This is a genomic window from Candidatus Bathyarchaeota archaeon (assembly GCA_026014725.1).
GTDB lineage: Archaea > Thermoproteota > Bathyarchaeia > Bathyarchaeales > Bathycorpusculaceae > Bathycorpusculum.
The window spans coordinates 256,793-280,531 of record JAOZHV010000059.1 but is presented as its reverse complement, the minus strand read 5'-3'; the positions used below and the strand labels follow the sequence as shown (position 1 = coordinate 280,531).

At 45.2% G+C, this 23,739-nt stretch carries 23 protein-coding genes and 1 tRNA gene; 16 read left to right on the top strand and 8 right to left on the bottom strand.

The window, feature by feature from the left end:
- Positions 1-42: 42 nt before the first annotated feature.
- Positions 43-1,266, top strand: a complete 1,224-nt coding sequence (rbcL, locus tag NWE95_13305; GenBank protein ID MCW4004877.1) for a type III ribulose-bisphosphate carboxylase — start codon at positions 43-45, stop codon at positions 1,264-1,266.
- A 243-nt stretch (positions 1,267-1,509) separates the two neighbouring features.
- Here rbcL and NWE95_13300 read toward each other — a convergent pair whose 3' ends face one another.
- Together NWE95_13300 and NWE95_13295 are read right to left on the bottom strand one after the other, a co-directional pair.
- Complete coding sequence (locus tag NWE95_13300; protein MCW4004876.1) at positions 1,510-1,743, bottom strand: NifU family protein; 234 nt, start codon at positions 1,741-1,743, stop codon at positions 1,510-1,512.
- A 72-nt stretch (positions 1,744-1,815) separates the two neighbouring features.
- Positions 1,816-3,258, bottom strand: coding sequence for a catalase (locus NWE95_13295; protein MCW4004875.1), 1,443 nt, complete (start codon positions 3,256-3,258; stop codon positions 1,816-1,818).
- A 69-nt stretch (positions 3,259-3,327) separates the two neighbouring features.
- Here NWE95_13295 and NWE95_13290 point away from each other — a divergent pair, with 69 nt between their 5' ends.
- A complete protein-coding gene (locus tag NWE95_13290; GenBank protein MCW4004874.1) occupies positions 3,328-3,804 on the top strand; it encodes a transcriptional repressor in 477 nt (158 codons plus the stop codon).
- A gap of 10 nt (positions 3,805-3,814) precedes the next feature.
- Here NWE95_13290 and NWE95_13285 read toward each other — a convergent pair whose 3' ends face one another.
- From NWE95_13285 to NWE95_13275, 3 genes are all read right to left on the bottom strand, one after another.
- A complete protein-coding gene (locus tag NWE95_13285; protein MCW4004873.1) occupies positions 3,815-4,054 on the bottom strand; it encodes a hypothetical protein in 240 nt (79 codons plus the stop codon).
- 195 nt (positions 4,055-4,249) lie between these two features.
- Positions 4,250-6,208: a ferrous iron transport protein B gene (gene feoB, locus NWE95_13280; protein MCW4004872.1), complete on the bottom strand. Its 1,959-nt coding sequence runs from the start codon at positions 6,206-6,208 to the stop codon at positions 4,250-4,252.
- Positions 6,209-6,228: 20 nt separating this feature from the next.
- A complete protein-coding gene (locus tag NWE95_13275) occupies positions 6,229-6,942 on the bottom strand; it encodes a metal-dependent transcriptional regulator (GenBank protein ID MCW4004871.1) in 714 nt (237 codons plus the stop codon).
- 178 nt (positions 6,943-7,120) lie between these two features.
- On the opposite strand from NWE95_13275, the gene NWE95_13270 reads away from it, so the two are divergent.
- The 5 genes from NWE95_13270 (at position 7,121) to NWE95_13250 (ending at position 11,390) form a co-directional block, all read left to right on the top strand.
- Entirely contained in the window at positions 7,121-8,476 is a 1,356-nt protein-coding gene (locus NWE95_13270) for a serine hydroxymethyltransferase (GenBank protein MCW4004870.1), read from the top strand.
- A gap of 28 nt (positions 8,477-8,504) precedes the next feature.
- Positions 8,505-8,783, top strand: a complete 279-nt coding sequence (locus NWE95_13265; GenBank protein ID MCW4004869.1) for a hypothetical protein — start codon at positions 8,505-8,507, stop codon at positions 8,781-8,783.
- Between the two features lie 76 nt (positions 8,784-8,859).
- Entirely contained in the window at positions 8,860-10,041 is a 1,182-nt protein-coding gene (locus NWE95_13260) for an ACT domain-containing protein (protein ID MCW4004868.1), read from the top strand.
- Between the two features lie 49 nt (positions 10,042-10,090).
- The gene (locus NWE95_13255; GenBank protein ID MCW4004867.1) at positions 10,091-10,771 is read left to right on the top strand and encodes a TIGR00289 family protein; all 681 of its coding nucleotides are present in this window, start codon (positions 10,091-10,093) and stop codon (positions 10,769-10,771) included.
- Positions 10,772-10,826: 55 nt separating this feature from the next.
- Positions 10,827-11,390, top strand: coding sequence for a tRNA (pseudouridine(54)-N(1))-methyltransferase TrmY (locus NWE95_13250; GenBank protein MCW4004866.1), 564 nt, complete (start codon positions 10,827-10,829; stop codon positions 11,388-11,390).
- Here the strand turns inward: NWE95_13250 and thiL are convergent.
- Positions 11,380-12,414 (bottom strand): thiamine-phosphate kinase, encoded by a 1,035-nt coding sequence (thiL, locus tag NWE95_13245; GenBank protein ID MCW4004865.1) that lies wholly within the window; start codon positions 12,412-12,414, stop codon positions 11,380-11,382. The two genes, NWE95_13250 and thiL, sit on opposite strands and share 11 nt — an antisense overlap.
- A 94-nt stretch (positions 12,415-12,508) precedes the next feature.
- On the opposite strand from thiL, the gene NWE95_13240 reads away from it, so the two are divergent.
- Both NWE95_13240 and NWE95_13235 read left to right on the top strand, forming a co-directional pair.
- A tRNA-Thr gene (locus NWE95_13240) sits at positions 12,509-12,582 on the top strand.
- Positions 12,583-12,654: 72 nt separating this feature from the next.
- Positions 12,655-13,020, top strand: coding sequence for a hypothetical protein (locus NWE95_13235; protein ID MCW4004864.1), 366 nt, complete (start codon positions 12,655-12,657; stop codon positions 13,018-13,020).
- Positions 13,021-13,034: 14 nt separating this feature from the next.
- Here NWE95_13235 and NWE95_13230 read toward each other — a convergent pair whose 3' ends face one another.
- Positions 13,035-13,748, bottom strand: a complete 714-nt coding sequence (locus NWE95_13230; protein MCW4004863.1) for a glycosyltransferase family 2 protein — start codon at positions 13,746-13,748, stop codon at positions 13,035-13,037.
- Between the two features lie 210 nt (positions 13,749-13,958).
- Here NWE95_13230 and NWE95_13225 point away from each other — a divergent pair, with 210 nt between their 5' ends.
- From NWE95_13225 to scpB, 3 genes are read left to right on the top strand one after another with little or no spacing between them, the layout of a single operon-like run.
- The gene (locus tag NWE95_13225; protein MCW4004862.1) at positions 13,959-17,510 is read left to right on the top strand and encodes a chromosome segregation protein SMC; all 3,552 of its coding nucleotides are present in this window, start codon (positions 13,959-13,961) and stop codon (positions 17,508-17,510) included.
- Positions 17,510-18,223 (top strand): hypothetical protein, encoded by a 714-nt coding sequence (locus NWE95_13220; protein MCW4004861.1) that lies wholly within the window; start codon positions 17,510-17,512, stop codon positions 18,221-18,223. The genes NWE95_13225 and NWE95_13220 overlap by 1 nt, the downstream gene beginning before the upstream one ends.
- A complete protein-coding gene (scpB, locus tag NWE95_13215) occupies positions 18,195-18,833 on the top strand; it encodes an SMC-Scp complex subunit ScpB (GenBank protein MCW4004860.1) in 639 nt (212 codons plus the stop codon). The genes NWE95_13220 and scpB overlap by 29 nt, the downstream gene beginning before the upstream one ends.
- Positions 18,834-19,203: 370 nt before the next feature.
- Here scpB and NWE95_13210 read toward each other — a convergent pair whose 3' ends face one another.
- A complete protein-coding gene (locus tag NWE95_13210; protein ID MCW4004859.1) occupies positions 19,204-20,310 on the bottom strand; it encodes a glycosyltransferase family 2 protein in 1,107 nt (368 codons plus the stop codon).
- A 190-nt stretch (positions 20,311-20,500) separates the two neighbouring features.
- Here NWE95_13210 and NWE95_13205 point away from each other — a divergent pair, with 190 nt between their 5' ends.
- From NWE95_13205 to pyrE, 4 genes are all read left to right on the top strand, one after another.
- Entirely contained in the window at positions 20,501-21,529 is a 1,029-nt protein-coding gene (locus NWE95_13205; GenBank protein ID MCW4004858.1) for a hypothetical protein, read from the top strand.
- A 52-nt stretch (positions 21,530-21,581) separates the two neighbouring features.
- A complete protein-coding gene (locus tag NWE95_13200; protein ID MCW4004857.1) occupies positions 21,582-22,301 on the top strand; it encodes a DUF996 domain-containing protein in 720 nt (239 codons plus the stop codon).
- Between the two features lie 116 nt (positions 22,302-22,417).
- The gene (locus tag NWE95_13195; GenBank protein MCW4004856.1) at positions 22,418-23,107 is read left to right on the top strand and encodes an MBL fold metallo-hydrolase; all 690 of its coding nucleotides are present in this window, start codon (positions 22,418-22,420) and stop codon (positions 23,105-23,107) included.
- Between the two features lie 5 nt (positions 23,108-23,112).
- On the top strand, positions 23,113-23,739 hold the full coding sequence (pyrE, locus tag NWE95_13190) for an orotate phosphoribosyltransferase (protein ID MCW4004855.1): 627 nt from the start codon (positions 23,113-23,115) through the stop codon (positions 23,737-23,739).

Sequence of the window (23,739 nt, the reverse complement as noted above, 5' to 3'; positions counted from 1 at the left end):
TAAGGAAAAAGCAGTTCACAATACTCAGTGAGAGGTTTCTCTTTGAAGTATCTAGACTTTGTTGATTTAAACTATAAACCAAAAGAAACAGACTTAACCTGCACATTTAGCGTTGAACCTGACGGCATAAGCCTAAACGAAGCCGCAGGCGGCGTTGCCGCTGAAAGCTCTGTTGGCACATGGACTGAGCTAACAACCGAACAGCCCTACGTTAAGCAACTGGCAGCCCACGTGTACAGCATCCACGGTAACACGATAAAAATTGCTTATCCGATTGAACTTTTTGAGCCAGCCAACATGCCAAACATCCTAAGCAGCATTGCAGGCAATGTTTTCGGGCTAAAAGCGCTCAAGAACCTGCGTTTACTCGACATACACCTTCCTAAAACGTTAATCTCCAGTTTTAAGGGTCCAGCCTACGGAATAGACGGAATCCGCAAACTCTTAAACGTGCCAAAACGCCCGCTTGTAGGCGCCATCATCAAGCCTAAATTGGGCTTAAAAACTAAAGACCACGCCAAAGTTGCTTACGAAGCATGGCTGGGTGGCTGCGATGTCGTGAAAGATGATGAGAACCTCAGTAGCCAAGCTTTTAACCCCTTTGAGGAACGTTTGGTGCAGACGCTGGAGAGCCGAGACAAAGCTCAGAGCGAGACTGGTGAACACAAAGTTTACATGGTAAACATCACCGCTGAAACCCAAACCCTGCTCAAACGCGCCCAAGCCGTCGTTGACCAAGGCGGAGAATACCTCATGATAGACATTTTAACCTGCGGCTGGTCAGCTCTGCAAACGCTTAGAAACCAAAATTTCAAACTTGTCCTTCACGCGCACCGCGCTGGACACGCAGCCTTCACCAAAAATCCCCTGCACGGTATAGCTATGAAGCCCATAGTGACAGTCGCGCGGGTGATTGGTGTTGACCAACTGCACGTTGGCACAGTTGTAGGCAAAATGTCAGAGACAAAAGAGGAAGTGTTGGAAAACATTGAAGCCTGCAAGACCGAACTGAGCGGATTGAAGCCTGTGTTGCCTGTTGCATCCGGCGGGCTATATCCAAGTCTTGTGCCTGCATTGCTGGAAAACTTTGGAGCTGATGTGGTTCTTCAGGCTGGCGGCGGCATTCATGGACATCCACAAGGAACAGTGGCAGGCGCTAAAGCGATGCGCCAAGCAGTCGATGCGACTCTGGAGGGCAAAACGCTTGGTGAATATGCAAAAAGCCACAGGGAGCTGGCTCTTGCCTTAGAGCACTGGAAAAGCTGAATCTTTCTTCTTTTTTTAGTTTTCAATCTACTTCTTGAATTTTTAGTGACTGTTTTTTAGAATTGAAGCAAGGGGTTAAGAGTTGTGTGGATATGCAAGTGTGATGGACGTGCCATCAATGCATTCCCTCTTAACCCAATTAAACATTAATTAATTTTATTTCTAAAACTTTATGAAGGCTAAATACAGATTTGCCCTAAACAAAAAAATATAAAATTTAATGATTATTGAGTGTTGTTTGACTTAATGTACCGCTTCGACTTTTTGTACTTCTGGAACCACTGACTTAAGGTGTGCTTCAATGCCGTTTTTAAGCGTCATTTGCGACATGGGGCAACCTGCGCAATGCCCAACTAAGCGGACTTTGACAGTTTTTCCCTCCACAGCGACTAGTTCTACGTCTCCGCCGTCCATTTGGATTTGCGGTCTAATATCGTCAAGGGCTTGTTGTACTCTTTTCTCGATTGATTCAGGCATATTGTTTCACTTTCACATTGAAGAAACAAATTGATTATAAAAAAGATTCCTGTTAAAAAAGAAAGAATGGGCTTAGAGTTCTATGCCTAAGCCTTCTGCTACTCGTTGGCCATATTCAGGGTCTGCTTTGTAGAAGATTCTTGCTTGCCGTTGCTGGATGTCCTTGTTAGCATTGCACAGATGTGATACTATGTTGCCGATTAAGTGTTCGCGGTCAATGTCAGTCATGACTTTCCTGTAGAGGTTGCCTGGCTGTACGAAGTCGTCGTTGGGGTGCGTGTATGGTTGGCGTGCAACTTGACCTGAAATCTCAAAGGCTGGCTCCGCCGCTTCTGGGTTGGGTTCGGGTCCACCGAAGCTGTTAGGGTAGTAGTTGGGTTCGTCGCCAAAGTTTCCGTCAAAACGCATGTAGCCGTCGCGTTGGTAATTCTTGACTTTCACGCCTTTAGGCTGATTAACTGGCAACAGCAGGTAGTTGGGTCCTAAGCGGTACCTGTGCGCGTCATGGTAAGCAAATAGTCTGCCTTGTAACATCCTGTCCGGCGAAGCTCCAATGCCTGGTACAAAGTTGCCTGGCGAGAAGGCTGCTTGTTCAACTTCAGCGAAATAGTTGGATGGGTTACGGTTGAGCACCATTTTGCCGATGTCAATTGGCGGGTAGTCGCCGTGGGGCCAAACTTTGGTAACGTCAAAGGGGTTGAATCGGTAGGTTTCGGCGTCTTTGGCAGGCATAATTTGCATTTGTAGTGTCCAAAAGGGGTAGTTGCCGTTTTTGATGGCTTTAAAGAGGTCACGGGTGGCGTGGTCTGGGTCTGTTCCCTTTATGTGTTCTGCTTCTTCACGTGTTAGGTTTTGTATGCCTTGGTCAGTTTTGAAGTGATATTTTACCCAGAATACTTCTCCTGATTCATTGTACCATTTGTAGGTGTGGCTGCTGTAGCCGTTCATGTGGCGATATGAGCGTGGGGTACCGCGGTCTGAGAACAGAATGGTTACTTGATGCACAGACTCAGGTGTTAGAGATAGGAAGTCCCAGAACATGTTTGCATCTTTAAGGTTGGTGCCAGGGTGGCGTTTCTGAGTGTGGATGAAGTCTGGGAACTTGAGGGGGTCGCGGATAAAGAATACTGGTGTGTTGTTGCCGACGAGGTCGTAATTTCCATCCTCTGTGTAGAATTTAACTGCAAAGCCGCGGGGGTCGCGTTCAGCGTCCGCTGAGCCTTTTTCTCCGCCTACTGTGGAGAATCGTACGAAGACTTCGGTGCGTTTGCCCACTTCTGAGAGAAATTTAGCCTTTGTATATTTGGTTACGTCTTTGGTTACTTCAAAGTAGCCTCCTGCACCAGCGCCCTTGGCATGGACGACGCGTTCAGGGATGCGTTCACGGTTAAAGTGCGCCAACTTCTCAATCAAATGGACATCTTGGAGCATCACATACCCGTCTTTTCCAGCAGTGAGAGAATTTTGGTCGTCAGGAACAGATGAGCCTTGATTGGTGGTTAAATTTTCTTTCATAAAAATTCTTCCTTGCTATTAACTTTCACCGCAATATTATTTAAGAATTATTATTACCTAGTATTAGTTATGCAGTCCACGCAGAAAACTGAAGTATCAATTATAAATGCACTTCGCAGCAAAGGCTACAAAGCCACTCCTCAACGTATAGCCGTCTGTAAAATCGCGCTGGGAAGCCCCGAGCATCCGAGTGTACAAAAAATCTACACGGCAGTTAAAAAGACAAATCCAACAGTCAGCCTAGCCACTGTTTACAGCACCCTAAATATCCTAAAAGACAGCGGATTAATCCAAGAACTTAATTTTCCTAAAGGACAAACACGCTATGACCCTTACCTAGAACCACACATAAACCTGATATGCTTGCAATGTGGCAAAATCCAAGATTTAGACGACCAAGCCTCAAAAGAACTTGTCAAAAAAGCAACTGGAAAAGTTCAATTCACCCCCAGCGGTCAACGAATAGATATCTACGGTACTTGTGAGTATTGCGCTAAAGGTAAATTGACGAAAAAGCCCCAAAGAACTTCACAATCAGACCTCTAAGGGCCGTTTTTCAGGTTGGCGGCTGTTTTATCCATACTTTGACGTTGCTTTGCACTCTGATTCTTGCTTCAGTCTGCATCAGATTGACCTGCGTTTGAACAAACCTGTCGTCTTGACAGTTGAACTCTTTCCTAACTGCGTCCTCCAGCTTAGGCAAAGAAATATGCTCAACAGAACCAACAATATCCCAAAAATACCTCTGTATATTTTCCCGTTTCTTTTGCGCTTCACGCTCTGACGGCTTAGCCATATTATTCACCTTGCAGAGTATGGCCACTCGCCCTTTTCTTTGTGGTGCCGCACGCATTCTTCACAGTTGCCATGGCGTGGGCAGTCTCTTTTTGGGCAGGGACAATGTGGCGCTGTTGTTGACATAAACCAAACTAACCATTGAATCAAATATAATGGTTGCTTGCTTTTAGGCTTGCAAAGAAATGAGGAGGGGTTAGAGTCCCAAAAGCGTCAGCAACCTGAATGCTAAGCCGCCGATTAACAATGCAGCCCCAATGTTTGATGCTGTTATGACTGCTGTTGCTTTCCAACCGAATTCTTTGCCCAAGATTGCCACAGTTGCCACGCATGGAATGTAGAGCATTGCCACCAGCGCCATCACGACCAACTGCACTGGCGTAAAGCCGACCAGCAAGTTCGTGGTGCCAAGGATTGCAACTGCACCAACGAGTATGAATTCTTTGCGAACCGTGCCCAATATTAGCAGTACCCCCGCTGCTACTGGTAAGCCCAGCCATCCTACCGTTAACGGTGCCAGTGCGTTGCTAATTGGCGTCAGCAGGTTTAGGGCGTAGAGTGCTTGGATAAGCGCGCTGAAGACTATGTATATGGGGAACACAACGTAGATTATGGATTTTGTGCGCGTCCAAGTTTGTTTTAAGACGACATTGAGCGCGGGCATCTTAAAACTGCTCATCTCCATGATTAAGCCAGTTGATTTGCCGGGAACTGCTTTCATTGCAACCCTTCCTAAAGCAAAGATTATCACAATGTCAACTACGTACAGCAGAAGCGCCCATTGAATACCAACAAATAGTCCCACCATGCCGAACAGTATTATGGTTCTGGCTGAGCAAGGCGCAAAAGTGATGGCGAACGCTGCCAAGAGCCGCTCGCGTCGTGTTTCCATGATTTTGCATGCTTGAATTGCTGGCACGTTGCAGCCGTAACCGAGAATTATCGGAATCAAGGCTTTGCCATGTAAGCCTATCTTGTGCATAGCGCTATCCATCATGAACGCTACCCGTGTTAGTATCCCTGAATCCTCAACTATAGCTAGTAACAAGTAGAACGGGATAACGAAAGGAATGATTAAAGTGACGCCAGCGGTGAATCCGCCCCAAACACCGTTGAGGATAATGCTTAGAATTGGCTGGCTTGCAGACAACGCTGGGTCAATTGGTTGAATAAGGTTTAAGCCATCTGCGATTAGGGTTGAGAGCGCGTTTCCTACAAAAAACGTCCAAAGCAACAAACCTGCAATGACTCCTGCCGAAGTAAAGTACCCCCAGACTCTGTGCGTGGTTAACCAATCGAGTTTTTCAGAGAAAGTGCTCTTGATTTCGCTTTGCTGGAGTGCTGATGCGGCAATTGAGCTAGCAAGTGAATATCGTTCCGAAGCAATTACTGAAAAGCAAGGCTCTTGACAAGTGCTCGCCAATTCTTGGGATATGACTACTGCTGCATCAACAATTTCGCGGGACTTTTCGGAAAGCAGCTTGATTATTTCAGTGTCGCCCTCAAGCAACTTAATGGAGAGCCAGCGGGCTGGATAGTGAATGTCAAGATTCGCCTTTTCGATGATGTGCTGGAGTTTTCCGATACTCTCCTCAACGTCTTTTCGGTATCTCAATTGCTTAGTTTTAGGGGGGTCCAAGGCAGCGTTAACTGCTTCACCCATTAGTTCATAGATGCCTTCGCCGCGAATAGCAACAGTAAATACGACGGGTACACCGAGCGTGTTTTTCAGTTTTTCTTTGTCGATGATTATGCCTTTTTTCTTGGCTTCGTCCACTTGGTTTAAACAAATAACAAGGGGTACTCCCATCTCGATGAGTTGGATTGTGAAGAACAGGTTTCGCTCAAGAACCGACGCGTCCAAAACATTAATCACAACATCAGGTTTCTCCAAGGCTATGTAGTCGCGGGAAACAAGCTCCTCCATCGAAAAAGTAGAAAAAGAGTAAATGCCTGGCAAATCAATAACTTTAATATCATAACCCTCATAGCGCAACGTGCCTTCGGCGCGGTCAACGGTTTTTCCTGGCCAGTTACCGATAATCTGATTCGAACCTGTTAACTGGTTAAAGAGTACACTTTTGCCAACGTTCGCATTGCCTGCTAAAGCAACCGTTAACTGCTTACATTCGTTATTTTTATTATCTGACGACACAGCCCAAACACCTTCCGAGTTTAATCCTGAATTTCAACAAAGACTTTTGACGCTATACCTCTGCCGAGCGCCAATTTTGAACCCCGCACAGAAACCTGGATTGGCCCCTCGAAGGGTGCTGCTTTGATTAGGGTTATTTTTGTGCTTGGCGTGAGCCCCATGTCTAAGAGGCGCTGGAGCACATTGTGGCCGCCTCTGATGAACTGGATTTTTCCTGTTTGCCCATCTTTTAGCTCACTTAGAGCGACAAGGTTTTCTTTGCGTTTGCCAACTTCCTCTAAGCCTTGATTATGAAGGTGTATGCATTCTGCACAGCTTCCGATTTGTAGGTCGCAGGGCGGGATAATTTTGCCGTCGTCAGGACAGCTCTCTGGGTGTTTTAGGAATCTGCAGAGTGATTCTTCTGCGTCATCTGAGAGGGCATGTTCCATTTCGCAAGCTTGACTGTGAACCTTCACTTTGTCTATTTTTAGTACGTCGGATAGGAAGCGCTCGAGTAAGCGATGTTTTCTTGCCATTTTTTCAGCAATTTGTTTTCCAGCGCTCGTTAGGGTGGTGCCATGGTATGGTGAATACTGGATGTAGTTTTTCTCGGATAGTTTTTTGAGCATCTCTGTGACGCTGGCTGGCGCTACGTTAAGCATTTTGGAGAGGTCTGTGGTGCTGACTGGGTTTCCGTTTTTGGATAGGTCGTATATGGCTTTGAGGTAGTCTTCAACGCTTCTTGGAGGCATTTCACGTTCACCTTTTTAGGTATTTTAGGTATACCTAAATTTAGCAACCGACCTAATAAAGGTTTAGGTATACCTAAAATTTTTTAACTCATGGAACTCGAGCAGTTAACCTTTAAACCTCTCTTGCTTCCAGTAACGGCTAAATACTGCAAAGCACAATTCCGTTGATGATTCAAGCGTGGGAGAAGAAAAAAGAATGGAAAACTTGCCAAACTTGGTCGCAGATTTAATTGAAGCAACCCGAAAGCATGAACAGTACCGCGACAAAGAATGCATAAACATGATTGCAAGCGAAGGGCTCAAATCACCCGCAGTCAACCAAATGCTCAACCTCTCACACGACCTTGCTGCCAGATATGCCGAAGGCGAAAACGATGCTCAAGGACACGTTAAAAAACGCTACTATCAAGGTCAAAAGTACATGTCTCAAATTGAGGATTTAGCAGCTGACATAATGAAGAGCCTTTTCAAGAGCACTTGGGCAGACGTGCGTCTGGTTTCAGGTACCCATGCAAACCTCTCTACCTTTAAAGGTCTCTCGTTAGCCGCAAAAAACAACAAAATGGTTGTAACGCCACTGAGTTGCGGCGCCCACATCAGCCATGATTACACGGGCTTAGCAGGCAACATCCTTGGTTTAGATAACATAAACCATGTTTATGACGTCGACGAGTTCAACATTGACCCAGAAAAATCAGCCTACGTGATTCGCGCAGCAAAGCCAGGTATCGTCACGTTCGGCGGTAGCCTCTTCCTGTTTCCTCACCCTATAAAAGAGCTCAAAGCTGTATGCGATGAAGTTGGCGCGTATGTAGCCTACGATGCGTCCCATGTTCTTGGGTTGATCGCAGGCGGCGAGTTCCAAGACCCCTTGCGAGAGGGCGCAGACTTTATCACTTCTTCAACTCACAAAACCTTCCCAGGACCCCAAGGCGGCGTCGTCATGGGCAACCCAACTACCCCCGCGCTTGAAAAGGCAGTCAAAAAGATTCAATTCGCCATTTTCCCACTCAGCGCCTCCAGCACGCATTTGGGCAGGTTGCCAGCGCTCGGCATAGCTGCCTTGGAGATGAAGCTTTTCGGAGCAGAGTTAGCGAGGCAAATAGTGAAGAATGCTCAGACTGCAGGGCAGTATCTCTGTGAGAACGGCGTGAAAGTGCTCGCTGAAAAGAAGGGCTTCACAAAAAGCCACCAAATCGCCGTGGACATCCGAAATTTTGGCGGCGGCAAGAAAATTGCTCAAGATCTCGAAGATGCAAACATCATCCTAAACAAGAACTTGCTGCCTTATGATGACCAGAGCGGTAAGGATGACCCGTCAGGCTTGAGGATTGGCTTCCAAGACGTAACTCGACGCGGCTTCCGTGAAGGCGACATCAAACACCTCTGTGATTTGATGCTTGACGTAATCAAGGGCAAACGCAAACCTGCCGAAGTCAAAGAGGACGTTTTAGCGCTTAAGAAAGAGTTTAACGGCGTAAAATACGGGTTCCAAAGTGTAGAAGAAGCTTTAAGCTACATCAAAAAAGCTTAAGCTCTCCTTTCCTAATGCTGGTTTGACCTTGATTGAAATTATAGGCGTCCTCAGCCTAATCACCGTTTTAGGCTTCATTGTATTTTTCATTCTGCTTCCCAAGAAGTATGGACCACGCTACACTTCAAAGCTAACCTGCCCACAATGCAAACGCAACTTTTATTTTCACTGGGTATTAGGTGCTACCCTAACCTCATTGTGTTATGGTAACAAGCGTCGTCTTCGTTGCCCCTACTGTAACGAGTTGTCAACGTTTGAAATCGCCTCTACCCGAATCACCATGGCAAAAGCAAAGCCGAACACGTAAAGACTGGTTTGTTTTTCAGAGAACTTTATAATACACGTCCGCAATCAAGTTTTAACGTTCAATGGAGACTCTTGGCATGAAAGTACTGTTAAACGATGGCTTAGAGAAGGAAGGCTTAAAACTCTTCCAAGAAGCAGGCATAGAAACAGACACTAAAAAAAGAGACCTAAAAGCTCTGGTGTCAGAGATTGGAGAGTTTGACGCGTTAGTTGTGCGGAGTGCTACAAAAGTTACACGCGAGGTTTTAGAAGCAGGCGCCAAAGGAAAACTCAAAATTGTTGGTCGTGCCGGAGTCGGTTATGACAACATTGATGTTGCGGCTGCTTCTGAATTTGGCATCGTTGTGAAATCTGCTCCTTACGGAAGCACCAATGCCGTTGCCGAATTAACCATCGGCTTAATGATAGACGTTTCCAGGAAAACTTCTCAGGCTACTCACTCGTTGAAGAGTTGTGTTTGGCAAAAAGACAGGTTAAAAGGCACTGAGCTTGCCTACAAGACGCTGGGTCTTTTGGGTTGCGGTAGAATTGGTCAAAAAGTCGCTCAGATAGCCAGACGAGGTTTTGACATGGAAGTCATAGGTTACGATATAAAACCGTCTCTTGATTCAGGTATAAAGTTCATGTCGAAAGATGAGGTTTTAGCGAAAGCTGATTATGTTAGTATTCATACTGGCGGTAAAGAAGTTATAATTGGTGAAAAAGAGTTAGCTAAAATGAAAAAAACCGCTTATCTAATTAACACTTCTAGAGGCAGCAACATAGACGAGGAAGCACTCTACAAAGCGCTCAAAGAGGGAAAAATAGCTGGCGCCGCCTTGGATGTATACACTGAAGAGCCAAAAGTTGAAGGCGCAGAATTCAAGAACAAACTCTTAGAACTCGATAACGTGGTTTTTAGTTGCCACTTGGGTGCATCAACAATAGAAGCACAACGAGAAACATCCATCGAGATTGCCCGAGTTGTTTCAGGCTACCTTTTAGGCGGCGACTTCATCAACGCCGTCAACGCAGGCGAGAGCATCGAAGTTGAAGAAATCCCTGTCTACACATTATTTATTCACCACCGAGATGTTCCAGGCGTCTTTGCAAACATTGACAAGGTCTTAGCCGACAGCGACATCAACATTAGAGCCAACTATTCACGGCAAATCGGAAAAGGCTTCGCCATCTCAGTCTACGTGCTCCATAAAAAAGTGCCGCAAGAAATCATTAACAAACTAAAAGCCATCCCCAACATTTGCAGTGTAAAAGTCTAAGCAGACCTTTCAGCACGCATATAAATAGCATTCTCCTTTTTACACTATCATGCGATTAGGTGTGCTATTCTCAGGCGGCAAGGATTCAACACTTGCCTTACATTTTGCAGCCGAAACAGACCAGATTGTTTGTCTAATCACACTTGTTTCGCAGAACAAAGAAAGCTACATGTTCCATACCCCAAACATCAATATAACAGCCCTCCAAGCAGAAGCTCTAGAGTTACCGATGATTTCGGTGGAAACAGAAGGCAGAAAAGAAGAGGAACTTGCCGACTTAGAGAAAGCCATCACACAGGCTAGGGGCCAATTCAACATAGACGGCATAGTCACCGGTGCGGTAGAATCTGTCTATCAGGCGACAAGGATACAGCGTATCTGCGACCGCCTAAACCTTAGATGCATCAACCCTTTATGGAAACACAACCAAAAAGCCCTCTTAGAAACGCTTATCAAGAAACGGTTTAACGTTATAATTTCCGGGATTTTCGCTTATCCGCTCGATGAGTCATGGCTTGGAAAACAAATAGACACACAAATCATAGACAGACTGGTAGAGTTACAGCAAAAGTTTGGCATTAGCCCTTCAGGAGAGGGCGGAGAGATTGAGACAACAGTTCTCGATGCGCCTATGTTTAAGAAAAGAATTGAAATTCTTGAACACTCCATTGAGGCAAAAGGCAACTCTGGGGTCTTCATAATAAAGCAGGCTAAGCTGGTTGCTAAATAAAGCATTAGAAAGCACTTTAAAGTGAAGAGAGCATACTCACTAAGCAGTGAGATTGTTGCCAAGACAATTCGTCCTGTTCTCGCGCATGGGAAGAACCGAACCCAACTTCAGCAACCTGCATGACGCAGGCAGATTAGACATCGTTCACGAATGCATAATCAGCAGTCTTTTTCTCTCCCACGGGTTACGCAGAGACGTAACCTTCCACGCCATCCTCAACGGTCCACCAAACCCGCCTCTGCACATTCAAATTGACGGGGGAGCACTCTATGATGTGCGCACTGACATGGAAACATGGCAACATATCCTCAAGAAAACAATCGCTGGAAAAAGCCACCCCGGCATCACTATTGATAAAGTAAGCTTTGAAGCGCTTCTCAAAACAAAAGCCGAAAACAACAGCATCTATGTTCTGGAAGAAGGCGGAAAAAACCTCGATGAAACTCAGCTTGCAGAGAACTCGTTGTTTGTTCTTGGCGACCACGTTGGGCTCCCCAAAAAAGCCGAAGCATTTGCATTGCGTTTTGGAGAAAAAATCAGTCTCGGAAAAACCCCGTATTTAGCGGCGTCCTGCATAACAATAATCAACTACACTCTTGACCAGCAAACTAAAGCTTAGTTTTTAGATGCTCCCAACCGCGCGCCTCAACAGCTCTCTTTTTGCCGTCTTTTTTTAGCATCACCTGTTTCTCAAAGGTTGCCTTGCCAATAGGAATTAAACAACCGCCCACTGCGTCGACTACCGCTTTTGCTTCACCCCACTTCTCGGGCTTAACCGTGAGCACAAGCTCGTATTCCTCGCCGCCATAGAACGCCAACTCCACCGCGTCCAAACCATTTTTCAGCGCAAACTCTTCTGCCTCAGACGCGATGGGCACTTTATCGATTAGAAAGCCGACGTTGCTCATTCGTGCTAGCTCATGCAGACTCCAAGCTAAACCGTCACTGGAATCAATCGAGGCAGAAACATAATTATAACCCCTGAGTGCCAAGCCCTCACGCAACCGAGCTTTAGGATTAAAAACAGAATCAACCAGTACGCTGCGCTGTTTTGCTGAAGCTTTGTAGTCGCCAACAAGCAAGCGGAGCCCAGCGGCTGTTTTGCCAAACAGCCCCGTCACCGCAACGATGTCGCCGACTCTAGCGCCACTGCGCAACATTAAAGCGCTTGGCTTAGCAGTACCGAATAATGAAATACTGATTATTAGGTCGGATGCTTCGCTTGTGTCGCCACCGACTATGTACGTGCCATATTCACGTGCCCCCGCGTTTAATCCATCCGCAATTTCCGTCACAGCTCCTTGTGTGGCTAAAGCCTTCGGCAAACCAAGCGCCACCAAAACTGCTGACGGCATGACGCCTTTGGCTGCAAAGTCGCTGATGTTCATAACAACTGCCTTGCGAGCAGCAGAAAACAGGCTCATTCCAGCAGGCACATCTGTGGTTGCGACAAGCATGTCAGTCTTTAAAACTGCCACTTCGCCTTCAAAGAGCGGTGCCGCGGATATGTCGTCGCCAAACGGCACAGGCATGTCTGGCATGAGGGTTAAACGCTTCTGAATCAGCCGAATTATGTCATGTTCGCCTAAGCCTTCATCAGCCAACCTGTTCAGCCCTCTAAAGTCAACATAGCATTCACCCAAATAAATTAAACACCCCCAAAAACAAAGTCAACATCTAAACCAACATTTAAAAATACCAATCTCACTCAGATACGCAATTGAAAGCATATGCTGCGCCTCGATAGCTCAGCCCGGTAGAGCGGCTGCCTCGTAAGCAGCAGGCCGCGGGATCAAGGCCCGCTCGAGGCTTCTTTTGTATTTGTGTTGAGCGGGTGTTTGGTTGCTTGTTGGAGTGGCAAGGTTTATTAAATGTTGCGATACATGAAAACTTTGTTTGGAAGAGTGATATACATGCGGCTTTTTCCGCACGGTTCAGAGGAAAAGCTACGTTGCCCATACAAGGGGTGTGAGAAACGGTTTGACAAACCTACCGTTATTACAGATGACACTGTGATTCCCCGCGCAACGCATTATGCTTGCCCGTTTTGCATGTCCAAGCTTGAAATCACCACGGAAAAAAACAAGATTGTTTCTGTGAAGCCAATTGAGTATCCTATGGTTTTTGATTCTCCTGCTAAATGTGCTCATTTTAGCGGGTTGTTGAATGCTCCCTCTGATGGCTTGCTGGATGAATGTTTGGTGTGTCCCAAAGTGCTGCAGTGCGACATCCGAAGGAAAGAGAAATAGTTCCATATTAGGGTTTAAAGTAAATGAGCGCTGCTTTCTGAAATTATTCTTTTAAGAATTGTTGTGCCATCTCGTACTTTTAACTTCTTTTCTCCAAGCCTTGCACGATACTTAATTGGGACCTCAACAATAAGATAGCCCTGTTTTAAGACCTGAGAGTTAAGTTCAACTTCAATATCGAACCCTTTTGATTTTATTTTCCAATTCTTTAGAATCTCTGCTTTGATTACTCTCAGTCCAGTTAGCGGGTCATCAAGTGCGGCTCCGATCAAGAAATTATGTGCAAATGCAAGCATCTTATTACCCAAATAGAACTGACGATGAAATGATTTATCAGCAGTTTTTCCACCGAATCGGTTCCCGCAAACCATACCTACCTCGGGCTCTCGCTCCAGAACTTCAATCATACCTGGAACATATTCAGCAGGGTAAGTGTAATCAGCATCAGTCAAGACAACATATTTCGTTTTATCGTCAATAAGGCTGATTCCTTTGGCGATTGCGTCTCCCTTACCAGAGCCATCCTGAAATACAAGGTCAGCCCCTAAATCTTTGGCAACCTCAACCGTCCTGTCCTGACTGTTCCCATCAACAACTAGAATTGGCATATTACCCATAATACCCTTAAATTCCCTTAAAGTAGCACCTATGCCCTCCTCCTCGTTTAGAGCTGCCACAATAAGTTGAGTGGAAACATCATTAAAACCGAAGTTTTGTAAATCTACCACCCCTATTATTTTGAAATAACCCCTTTTAATTGCAAACTAGCAATACTACTCATTGAAGCCTTCTCCTAACAAGCACTAACTCCTTTGGCGGTAATAAGCCGTTGTTATTGTCATTACACAGTCACATCATTTTAATGTATAAGCTTTTATACGTTTGGTGATGATGTTAAAAAAAGAAAACAGTTTCGTTTCCGTGAGGTTAAAGACTAAATGCCGTACATAAAAAAAATCGAGTTAAAAGGCTTTAAGTCTTTTGGACCGCAAACAGTTAAGGTAAACCTAGACAAGGGCTTCACCGCCATAACGGGTCCCAACGGAAGCGGCAAAACCAACATTATGGATGCTCTGCTTTTCTCGCTTGGAGAACTCAGCACTCGTAGGCTCCGTGCGGAGAACTCTGCGAAGCTAATTTTTCACGGTTCGGAGAAGGCTGGACTAGACAAAGCCAAAATGGCAAAGGTTGTTGTTCAATTTGATAATTCTGATGGTGTAATGCCTGTCGACACAACCACGGTTACGATTTCCCGTGAGGTTTACCGCAACGGGCAGAGCGTGTATCGCCTAAATGGACGCAGAATGTCCCGCGGACATATAACTGAGACGCTTTCGATGGCTGCCATTAGTAGTATGAGCCAAAACATTATCCCGCAGGGCACCATTACACGGTTGACGGATATCACTCCGCTTGAGCGAAGAAAAATCATAGAAGACCTCATCGGCATCGCGCAGTATGATTCTGAGAAGGCTGAAGCGGAAGAGAAACTGCGGGCGGCTGACATTTCAATTCGCACAGCCATGGGCAGAATCGACGAGGTACAAAAGCGTCTTGATGATCTTGAACGCGAAAGAAATCAACTTCTGAGGTACAATTTCATTCAGAATGAGATTAAAAAGTTCCAAGCCATAAAGACCTCAAGCGAAATCACCCAGTTAAACACTCAGTTGAAGGAAAATACTGCTCAAATGGGAAAAGTAAAGGAAAGAGTTGACAAGCTAAAAGTGCAACGTGACCTGCGCAGGTCCAAGCGCCATGAAATTGAGGGTGACTGGCGCAAACTTAGCGGGGAGAACCTTGAGCAGGGCGGTTCAGAAGTCCTTAAAGTTCAAATAAGGATTGGCGAATTAAAATCCAAACTGACCGAGTTATCGACCAAGATTAGTTCTGCGCAAGCAAGTTTTGAAAGCCTCAAGCGTGTTAGAGAAAACAGCCTTACTGAACATGAAAACATCAGGAACGAAATAAAAGAAAACCGCCTAAAAATCCGCGCAAACCGCAGCGAATTCGAGAAAATCCAAGCCCAAATAACCGAAAAACAAGCGGAACATGAAGCCTTAGCCAAGGAAACGGCTCAGCTTTGGGAAAGTTTAGATGATAACAATAAGCAGATTCGGATTTTGAGCGCACAAGTTGGAAGCCATGTTAAGCGTCTTGCGTACTTGCGTTCAGAATACAAACAGGACAAAGCGGCGTTGCGGCTATGCACTGGGCGACTCAAAAGCCTAAATGTCCGCAAAGAAAAATTCCAAGCAAGCCTAGTTGAAATCGAAAAGTCGCTCTCTGAACTCGAGCAAGTACAAAAAGACCAAAAAGCACAGATGAAGAATCTGGAACACACCATTGAGCGCAAGCTGATTCAAAAAGAAACTGTTGAAAAAGAAATTGCTGAAGCAGAAAAAATCGCAGGCTCCGCCAAGGACGCAGTTATTGAATTTGCTACTCAAAGAGACCTTGCCGCCACAATAGCGGCTGAAGAAAAAGCCCTCCGCAGTATTGAGGAGATGGGCGATGTAGGCGCCATATCAGGAATCTACGGTAGATTGCGCAAACTAATCAAAATTGACAAAAACTACAAGAAAGCCATAGAAGCAGCAGCGACAGGCTGGCTTGACGCCTTGGTCGTAAAAGACATCGACTCAGCCTTTACTTGCACGGAAACATTGCGGCGCATGAAACTTGGCAGAATCAAAATCATTCCCCTTAGCGGTGCAATCAACCCTAAAAATAAGGAAGCGCCCAAGCGGGAAGGCGTGGTAGGACCGCTTGTAAGCTTTATGAAGTATAACGGTGAATACGCGTTTGCAGTGAATTACGTTTTCGGAGACACTGTAGTGGTTTCTAATGATAAGACGGCTTTTGCGCTTTCAAACCAAGGCTACCGTGCCGTAACCGTCAACGGTGACCTGTATGAGGCTGGTGCTTTTGAAAGTGGCTACTACCGTGCCCCCATAGACTTTTCCACAATAATTCCCAGCGAGAATGCTCTAAAAAGCCTAGACGAAGCAGTGAAAGCACTGCAGACACATTTGGAGCAACGAGGCTCAGATATTTCAGGCATCGATGAGGAAATTGAGAGCACCAAGATTGAAATCGCACGCCTCTCCGAATCCATTGCTACACTGGATAGAGAGCTGGTAAGAATTAAACGTAGCATAAAGCGCACCCAAGGTAACATTCGGCACATAGACAAGCTGGGTGGAAAGCTCGAACGTGAAGCAGCCGCCTTCAAGGGACGCATGAGCATGTTCCGTAACGAGCGTAACTCCATCCAAGCTAGCCTCAAAAAGATTCATGCTGAAATTGCGAGCTTAAGGTTGAAAACTGACGTTTCACACATTCAAGCACTTGAAGTGCAACGGGACAAAACGGCTGAAGCCCTAAACACGTTGCGTCAGCATTTAGGCTCTTGCCAAACCGAGATTTCTACGCGACAGTCACAGTTTGACAGAGTTTTGCGTGTGGGTTACCAGAACATCAAGATTCAGCTTTCAAAAGTGGAGCAACAACAGCGCAGGCTTGAGAAGGAAATTGCTGAGGCACTACAAGAGCGCGATGTAATCAACAAAGAAATAGATGAGCAAGAGAAAAGCCGCGTTGAACTATCAAAAGTTGTTTTGTCTGCCCGTGAAGAAGCCAAGAAGTTCACTTCACAAATTGACGCTATCGATGCTGAGTTGCGAGTGTTGGATTCAGAGTACGAGCAGGCAGAGAGACTGCTAAATCAACTTCAACTGAGCATGCAGACCCTTCAGTTGCGCCTCCAACAACAGCAAACTTTGCTTCGGCAGTACGGTTATGAGGAACCATTGGAGACTAATCCGCGGCAGGTTCAGGAGGCAGAGACAAGCATTCGCATGATGCAGTTTGAACAGGAACGAATCGGCGCCATCAACCAGCTTGCGCTCTCGCATTATGATGAGCAGATTTCGCGTTATAGGGAGTTGTCGGTGCGTCTCAACGAGTTAGAGCGTGAAAAACAAGCAATAGTGCAGTTCATGGATGAGATTGAAGCTAAGAAGCGCAAGGTGTTCATGGATGCGTTTGACAAAATTAACGCCAGCCTAAAAAGTTACTTTTCAAAACTCACGGGTGGAGGCGAAGCAACGCTTAAGCTGGAGAATCCTGATGAACCGTTCGCTGGTGGCATAGACATGCTTGTGCAGTTCCCTAACAAGCCTTCAATCGTTGTGAGCGGAGCAAGCGGCGGTGAACGCTCCGTTGCAGCGGTCAGTTTCATTTTCTCGCTCAAAGAATTCACGCCAGCATCATTCTACATACTCGACGAAGTGGATGCACACTTGGACGCTTTCCACACCGCCAAGCTCGCGGAAGTGTTGCTTGAGGAAGCATCAAAAATCCAGTTCATAGTCATCAGTTTGCGACCCGAAATGGTTAACAAAGCCCAGAAAGTCTACGGTGTTTACGAACGCAATGGAATCTCGAACGTAATTACAGCAAAGTTCCCAGCGGAGGGGGCAAAATAGTGTCAACTACTTCATCTCCGACTAGAAGACCGTTCTACTTGCGTCCGCCGTGGAACATTCTGTTTGAAATCAACAAACTTGAAAAACTCACGCCATGGAATGTGAACATAGCTTACCTGTTAAGGTCGTTCCTCGTAGAGATGGAGCGTTCACAAAAGGTTGATTTCCGTGCTTCAGGAGTAGCTTTGGATTCTTCCGCTTTAATTTACTTAATGAAATCAAAGTTGTTGCTGACATTGCAGGAGCCGCCTTCAGTTCCAGCTAAGGGCCCGCGCGATTTTGTTCCACCGCCCTTGTTTTTGCCGCTGAGACATGAGTTGACTTCGACGACTATTCAGCATTTGCTCGAGGTTTTAGATGACGTTTTGAAGGGTGAAAAACTGTTGCATCTCACTCATGCGGTTGAGCAGCATCCTGTTTTGCCAGCGGTTTCCGATTTGCTACCGCAGTTTGACAAGTTCATGGCTGAGATTGAGCTACAGGTTGACCAGCTGTATGCTCTCTTATGCGAGAAAGTGCATGGTCAAGGCATAATCGATTTCACAACACTAACAAAAGATGCAACCCGCATCGAAGCGCTCAGAATGTTTATTTACCTCTTATTCCTTGCGCAGGATGGCTTGGTTAACCTGTGGCAAAATGAAGAGACCGAAGAATTGTACATAGCAGTAGGGAAACTGAACATTGGAAGAGCCGAAAAACCAACCAGTTGACGCAGACCTTGAAGCTGCAAAAGCACAGGAAGTAGAGCGAAGAGCTCACCGTTTGGCTTTGGTAGAGGCTGCCCTATACGTGGCAGGTCGCCCCTTAGACCTAAATGAGCTGTGCCAAGTTCTTGGGAGCCGCTCAAAGAAGCGAGCCATGAAGTACGCGGAAATTCTCAAGGAGGAGTACGCTACCAGAAATACGGCACTTGAGATTTTAGCGCTGAAAGATGAACGGTACGTTTTGCAGGTGAAAGCCGAATTTACCCCACTAATCAAGAAGCTGGTTAACCGTCCCTTGCTGTCATCTGGGCCACTCAAAACGCTCTCGTACATTGCTTATCGTCAACCAATTTCCCAAAAAAGAGTCATCGAAGTGCGGGGTCAACACGCCTACGGACATGTAAAGCTACTCAAGGACATGGGCTTGATTGCGGCTGAAAGAAGCGGGCGGTCTTTGGCGCTGAAAACCACGGATTACTTTGCGGACTACTTCGGGTTGACTCAGGATACTTCCACTCTAAAGAGGGATTTACGCAGGATTTTCGGAGAAGCTCTAAAGGAAGAACAAGCCCAAGCAGCAGAGCCTACAAGACCACAAGAAACTGACAAAACATAACAGCAGATGCGACCCATTACCCTATTTGCCGCCTATTAGAAACTCATTGCAGAAACCTAAGGGGGTAGGTGTTTTCTGCGCTTGCACAGTTGTGGCAAGCATATTTGGATTCTATTAGTCAAGGTATGCAGTAACCTGATGGGGTCTATGGTATTGGCGCAGTTTTAAGCCAAAAGCATGTTGACTTTTACTACGGCCATTACGGAGCTATTGCCCTTTAGGAATGGTCGTGGTAAAAAACGCTAAGGATACGCTAGACAACTCCTTGATGGTCGTAGTAACCCGCACAAAACCCTCACCAAACTCGCTTTAAATAGGAGGATAGGGTCAACCGCAAAGCAAACAAAGCCAAAAATCGCAATTGAATGGTTCATGTTCGCCAGTCAGGAGCAACCTTGCGCTTGAGCGCAATCACTTGAATGTGACCAGCAACAATAAGCAACATCCAAATCGGCGAATAGAAAAAGTAGTAAACAAACAACTCATGCAACTTTATCTCAAACCCAAGCTTTCTGGAAAAACCATAAAACACACCAGCCGTAAACGTAAAACCCAACAACGAAATAAGCAAAACCTTAAGCACATCCGCAGTCGCCAACGAAACCAAAAAAATCGGCAAAGCAACATTAAACTTCACAGTCAAAAACAACGAAAAAACAAGCAACGAATTATACATCCAAAAACTCGGAATAACCGCACTCAAAAAAAACACAGTAATCGAAGGATACAAGAAAAACAAACCCGGCAAAAACACCTGAGGCTTACGAACAAACTTCCGCGCTAAATCCTTATACCAACGCACAAGCCACAACGCCTGCCCCATCGCCCAACGTCGCCGCTGCCTAAACCATTTCCCCCACTCACAATGAACAACATTCTCCACCTCAACATCAGTCGTGTAAGCAAAACTGCTTTCTTTCAAAAACGCCCTAGTCGCAATATCAATATCCTCAGCAACAACCCTGTCAAACCCACCAACCTTCAAAAACGTCTCACGCCTAATCGCAAAAGCCGCACCATTCACAGCAGGACACTTATGCAAAAACCGCGAAGAAATCCACGCACTAATATTAAAAGACAAATACTCATAATACGCCATCCTAGACAAAAACGCCTTGTCCTTCTTCACTTTCTTCTTAATATCAAGCACTTCAACATTTTGCATCTGCATAATAATTTTTCTAAGATAATCAGGATCCCTGCCAACGCGAACATCAGCATCCAAAAACAACAAAACCCGACCAGAAGACAACCCAACAGCACTGTTGAGCGCGTTTGCTTTTCCAACTCGCTCCCTATTCACAATAAACTTTACGTCCTCACCTTCAAAATGCCCAATCTCCTCCAAAAAACCATCAGTCGGCTCATCAACAGTAACAAAAATCTCCTTAGACACATTCTGCGAACCCAAATCAGCTAACAGTTCAGCTAATTGGTCTGACTCTTTGTACACCGGGATGAATATGCTGATATCCAAGGTAATCCTCAACGAGTTGGAACAAACTATTTGGTTTTATTGTCTGATGCCTTTTTAAAGTATTCGTCATCAAGGGCTAAAACGCTTACCTCTCAACATATTTAATAATGCAGAAACAATTTTTCCCCTCGAATTTCCCCCACATTTGATAGGTAAATTATTATTTGCCCAAAAAGCCATCTATCACATAATGACCAAAGTTAAGGCAGTAAGCTTATTTTCAGGCGGCCTAGACAGCATCCTTGCCACAGAACTCATCCGCCGCCAAGGCATCGAAGTAATAGCCTTCAACGTTAAAACACCTTTTGGCATACCAAAAAAAGACGGAGCAAGCGAAGCACAACAAGCTGCAACCCAACTCAACATACCCCTAAAAATCCTCAACGTAGACAAGGATTATGTCCGAATGCTACGCAACCCAAAACACGGCTACGGAAAAAACCTAAACCCCTGCATAGACTGCAAAATCTTCATACTTAAAAAAGCAAAAAAATACGCCAAAGAAATCGGTGCAGATTTCCTCTTCACAGGCGAAGTCCTAGGCGAACGCCCCATGTCACAACACTACCCAGCACTACAAATCATTGAAAAAGAAGCAGGATTAAAAGGCAAACTTCTACGACCACTCTCAGCCAAACTATTACCCCAAACAGAAGCTGAAAAGAAAGGTTTAGTTGACAGAAACAAACTGCTCGCCATTCAAGGAAGGTCAAGAAAACCCCAGTTTGAACTCGCCAAAGAATTCGGCATCAAAACGTATCCTTCTCCCGCAGGCGGATGCTTGCTTACCTGCGAAGAATACACAAAAAAACTACAAGACCTCCTAACCAACAAAAAACGCATAACAACAAAAGACATAGCGCTACTAAGGGTTGGCAGACACTTCAGGGTAGGAAAAAATAAAATAATCGTGGGAAGAAACGAAGCAGAAAACAAGTTTCTCAGCGCCAACAAAGATACAAACGACTACTTTTTTGAGTTACCTGATATTGTCGGTCCAATTTCTCTGTTGCAAGGACAAAAAACCAAAAAAGCAATAGAAACAGCCGCTCAACTAACAGCCTTTTATTCTGACGCCAAAACCAGCCAAGCCAAAGTTGCATACGGCAAAAACAACCTAAACCAAGCCATCACCGTAACACTGCCGCAAAGACCAGACGTAGATAACCTCCGTGTCGGCAACGCTGTCACCAAAACCAAAAAAGCCGCTGTATGCTAAGACAAAAAACTTATTCCCTAAACCATCCATAATACTTCTCAAGGTTAGAAACGTGACGATTCAAACAAACCGAACCCTTGGCGGAGTAGGCGCATGCTTAACACTGACAGGTTTAGTCAGCACCATTTTATCTATAATCCAATATGCTTATCCCGCATTAATGATGAATCCTGCGATTCTTGGGATCAGCGGCGTTGTTGGCATCATATCGTTTGCTGGGTTCATTCTGTTCTTTATAGCAATGTACGGTTTTTCAAGGGATTATGGTGAACACAAAATTTTCAATTATATCCTCTACGGGTTAATAGGCACTATTGTTTCGGCTGTGGTGGCTGGAGTAATTTTGACCGCATACATCATGCTTAACTTGTTTGATGTAATTCGGAGCCTAAATCCCGTGCCTAACCTGTCATCTCAAATTCAATCGTTACTTACACCGTACTATGCCCCTTTCGTGACGGTCATTTCTGTTGTTATGCTTGTTTGGATACTATTCAACTATAAGGCTTACAACTTGTTAGCTGACAAGACTGGCGTTTACCTGTTTAGAAGCGCCGCTAAAATATTCGTTATAGGTGCATTTGTTAACATTGTTGTTGGTGTGGTGTTCACAGTTCTAGCGTTTAACCTTTCAACGGGCTTTACCACTATTGCATTAGTGGCTCTGCCTGGCGGTTTAGTCCAATACATCGCCTGGGTGCTAGTAGCTAGGGCATTCTTTAGAATAGAACCATTACCGTTGCATACCCAGACATTCAGAAATGAAACATAAGCTCAAAAAAAGGCGCTGTTCCATTGAGCGACTGTTATTCTCATACAATAACGGCGTATCAATTACGCAACTTCTTTAAAACAAACCCTGCATAATAATCGTTGAGGAATCAAGTCATGTCCATCCAGAAAACGCCTGAACAAAACACAGTCTTCTTCGTATGGTTCAACAACTACGCCGGAATCCTCATCAAAACTCCTTCAAAAACTCTTGCAATAGATCCCGTTGATGTAAGACCTAAAAGTCTCCGAAACATTGACGCACTGCTTATAACGCATGAACATTATGACCATTTTGATCCACGACTTCTAACGGAAATTCAGAAAGAGACAAACTGCATTATAATCGCCGACCCGGCTTCCGCAAGAAAAATTCAACATGCCATTCCTCCTGAAATGCTCAAAGAAATTCGTCCAAGCCAAGAAATCAAAGTAGGCGAAGTCTCAGTAAAGGCAGAAAAATGTAACCATAAAGCACTGGCGCCAGTGACTTACATAATAACCAGTGAAGACCACGTTAAAATCTATCATACCGCAGACAGTCTTCCGTTTCCAGAATTAGCGGCTATCGGACAAAGAGAACAGTTTGATGTTGTCTTCTGCACCGTTGGCATAGCTCCAGGAGCAACCCCGCAGAGTGGCTTTGAAATCGCGCGTTTAACCAAACCCTTAATTGCAGTCCCTTACCACACAGCTACAACACAGAGCCAAAAGGAATTCGCTGAACTGCTAAAGAAAGAACTTCCTCGGACTGTATGCTTGATTCCTGAACAAAACAAAATTTATCAGGTTTCAAAAAGGATGTGATAGAAATGAAAGCTCAAATTAACGAGGACAAAAAAGCAAAGATGGCGAGCATACTGTTTAAAATTGACGCTATTAAATTCGGAGTTTTCAGACTCTCAAGCGGAAAAGCAAGCCCATATTACATAGACCTGCGGGTAATTCCAAGCTTTCCAGATTCATTTAGAGAAATCTGCGACTTCTACGCCCAATTCATAACTGACCAAATTGGCTTAAAAAACTTCAACCGAATTGCAGGGGTTCCGCTGGCAGGAATTATTTTTGCATCCCAAATCGCCTACAACCTGCGAAAGCCTTTCCTTTATGTGCGAAAAGACATCAAGCTTCATGGAAGAGAACGTCGAGTAGAGGGCATTCTAGTCTCAGGAGAAAAAGTCTTGCTTATTGACGATTTAGTCACAACTGGTTTAACGCTTAAAAATGCAGCTGATGCAGTGAGAGCAGAGGGCGGCATAGTTACCGAAGCCGTCGCTTTCCTTGACAGGGAAGAAGGGGGGCGACAGTTGTTGGAGAAAAATGGAATAAAACTTTATCCTCTGTTAAGAATTAGCGAAATAGCAAACACGTTATTTGAATTAGGTGCTATTGACGAGGAAAACTTGAAAGTAATCAAAAAACAAGTTAAAAAACAGTAA